General features: G+C 73.8%; 1 protein-coding gene. It reads right to left on the bottom strand.

All coding sequences use genetic code 11. The features are described from left to right. Positions 1-35: 35 nt before the first annotated feature. The gene (glgB, locus tag ACFUEL_RS38285) at positions 36-2501 is read right to left on the bottom strand and encodes a 1,4-alpha-glucan branching protein GlgB (protein WP_380242623.1); all 2466 of its coding nucleotides are present in this window, start codon (positions 2499-2501) and stop codon (positions 36-38) included. Positions 2502-2583: the final 82 nt, after the last annotated feature.

Below are 2583 nucleotides of genomic sequence, written 5' to 3'. Positions count from 1 at the left end.
CCGCCGCACGGGTCGGCGGCGGCCGCGGCCGGGGCTCAGCGGGCCGGGCGGAGCCAGACGGTGGCCAGCGGGGGGAGCACCAGTTCGGCCGAGCGGGGTTGGGCGTTCCACTCCTCGGGCTCGGACTTCACCGGGGTGGAGTTGGCCACGCCGCTGCCGCCGTAGCGCTCGGCGTCGGTGTTCAGCGCCTCCTCCCACAGCTGCTCGGCGCCCTCCAGCCGGGGCAGGCCGACCCGGAAGCCGTGCCGCACCACGGGGGAGAAGTTGCAGACCGCGACCAGCGGGCTGCCGTCGGCCGCGAACCGGACGAAGGACAGCACGTTGTCCTCGGCCGCGCCGCCGTCCAGCCAGGCGAAACCGGCCGGGACGGTGTCCTGCTCGTACAGCGCCGGAGTCGCCCGGTAGACGTGGTTCAGGTCGCCGACCAGGCGCTGCACGCCGCGGTGGTCGACGTGCGCGGGCCAGCCCTCGTCCAGCACCCACCACTGCGGGCCGTGCTCGTGGTCCCACTCCGCGCCCTGGGCGAACTCCTGCCCCATGAACAGCAGTTGCTTGCCCGGGTGGGCCCACATGAAGCCCAGGTAGGCGCGGTGGTTGGCGCGCTGCTGCCACCAGTCGCCGGGCATCTTGGAGACCAGCGCCTGCTTGCCGTGCACCACCTCGTCGTGCGAGATCGGCAGGATGTAGTTCTCCGAGTAGGCGTACACCATCGAGAAGGTCATCTCGTTGTGGTGGTACTTGCGGTGCACCGGCTCCTTGGCGATGTACACCAGCGAGTCGTGCATCCAGCCCATGTTCCACTTCAGGCCGAAGCCCAGGCCGCCGCTGTCGGTCGGCCGGGTCACGCCGTCCCAGGCGGTGGACTCCTCGGCCACCGTCAGCACCCCCGGGCAGCGCCGGTAGACGGTGGCGTTCATCTCCTGGAGGAAGGAGGCCGCGTCCAGGTTCTCCCGGCCGCCGTACTGGTTGGGCGTCCAGGCGCCGCCCTCGCGGGAGTAGTCGAGGTAGAGCATCGAGGCGACCGCGTCCACCCGCAGGCCGTCGACGTGGAACTCCTCGCACCAGTACACCGCGTTGGCGACCAGGAAGTTGCGCACCTCGGTGCGGCCGTAGTCGAACTCCAGCGTCCCCCAGTCCGGGTGCTCGGCGCGCAGCGGGTCGGCCGGCTCGTACAGCGGCTCGCCGTCGAACCGGGCCAGCGCGAAGCCGTCCTTCGGGAAGTGCGCGGGCACCCAGTCGACCAGCACGCCGATGCCGTGCCGGTGCAGGGTGTCGACCAGGAAGCGGAAGTCGTCGGGGGTGCCGAGCCGGGCCGTCGGGGCGTAGAAGCCGGAGACCTGGTAGCCCCAGGAGCCGCCGAACGGGTGCTCCATCACCGGCATGAACTCGACGTGCGTGAAGCCGAGTTCGTTCAGGTAGCCGGGCAGCACCCCGGCGATCTCCCGGTACGTGGTCAGCTCCGGGCGCCAGGAGGCGAGGTGCAGCTCGTAGACCGACATCGGGGCGCGGTGGTGCACGCTGCGGGCGCGCCGCTCCATCCACTCGGCGTCCTGCCACTCGTGGCGGGAGACGGTCACCACCGAGGCGGTGTCCGGCGGGCACTGGGCGGCGCGGGCCAGCGGGTCGGCCTTCTCCAGCCGCTGCCCGTGCCGGGTGAGGATCTGGTACTTGTAGCGCTCGCCCTCGCCGACGCCCGGCAGGAACACCTCCCACACGCCGGAGGAGCCCAGCGAGCGCATCGGGTGCGCGGTGCCGTCCCAGTGGTTGAACGAGCCGATCACCCGCACGCCCACCGCGTTCGGCGCCCACACCGCGAACGCGGTGCCGGCGACCCCGTCGACCGTGCGCACGTGCGAGCCCAGGGCCTCCCACAGCTGCTCGTGCCGGCCCTCCCGGATCAGGTGCAGGTCCAGCTCGCCCAGCGTCGGGGCGAACCGGTAGCCGTCCTCCTGGGCCAGCGGTCCGCCGCCCGGGTACGTCACCTTCAGGGTGTACCGGGGGAAGCTCTGCCCGGTCAGCAGCCCGGTGAACAGACCGCCCTGCTGGTGCGTCAGCTCCGCCGGGCCCAGCTCGGTCTCCACCACCACCCGCTCCGCGAACGGCCGCAGCACCCGGATCGCGGTGCCCGCGGGCAGCTCGTGCGCGCCCAGCAGCGCGTGCGGGTCGTGGTGCGCGCCGGAGACCAGCCGCTCCACCTCGGCCGGCGGCAGCGGCGCCTCCGGCAGCCGCAGCGCGCCCCCGCCGGCCTGCGGCCGCGCCGCCGCCGCGCCGCCCCGGGCGGCCTTCGCCGGAGCCTTCGCGGGCGCCTTGGCGGGCGCCTTAGCGGTGGGCTTGGCGGTGGGCTTGGCGGCGGCCTTTCCGGCGGACTTCGCCGCGGGCTTGGCGGGCGCCTTCGCGGCGGGCCGTCCGGCGGCGGCCCCGCTGCGCGGACCGCTGCGGAACGTGGCCGGGACGGCCGGTTGGCGGTCGGCGGACGGGTCGAGCGGACCGAGCGGGGTCACGGCGGAATCCTCCAGGATCGGGTGCCTTGCGCGGGGACGCGGGAGTCGTGGTCGACTGCGGTGCGGGAAAGGGGAGTTGGTG

The sequence above is a fragment of the Kitasatospora sp. NPDC057198 genome, from assembly GCF_042670125.1.
Classification (GTDB): domain Bacteria; phylum Actinomycetota; class Actinomycetes; order Streptomycetales; family Streptomycetaceae; genus Kitasatospora.
This window is presented reverse-complemented; position numbering and strand designations above follow the sequence as displayed.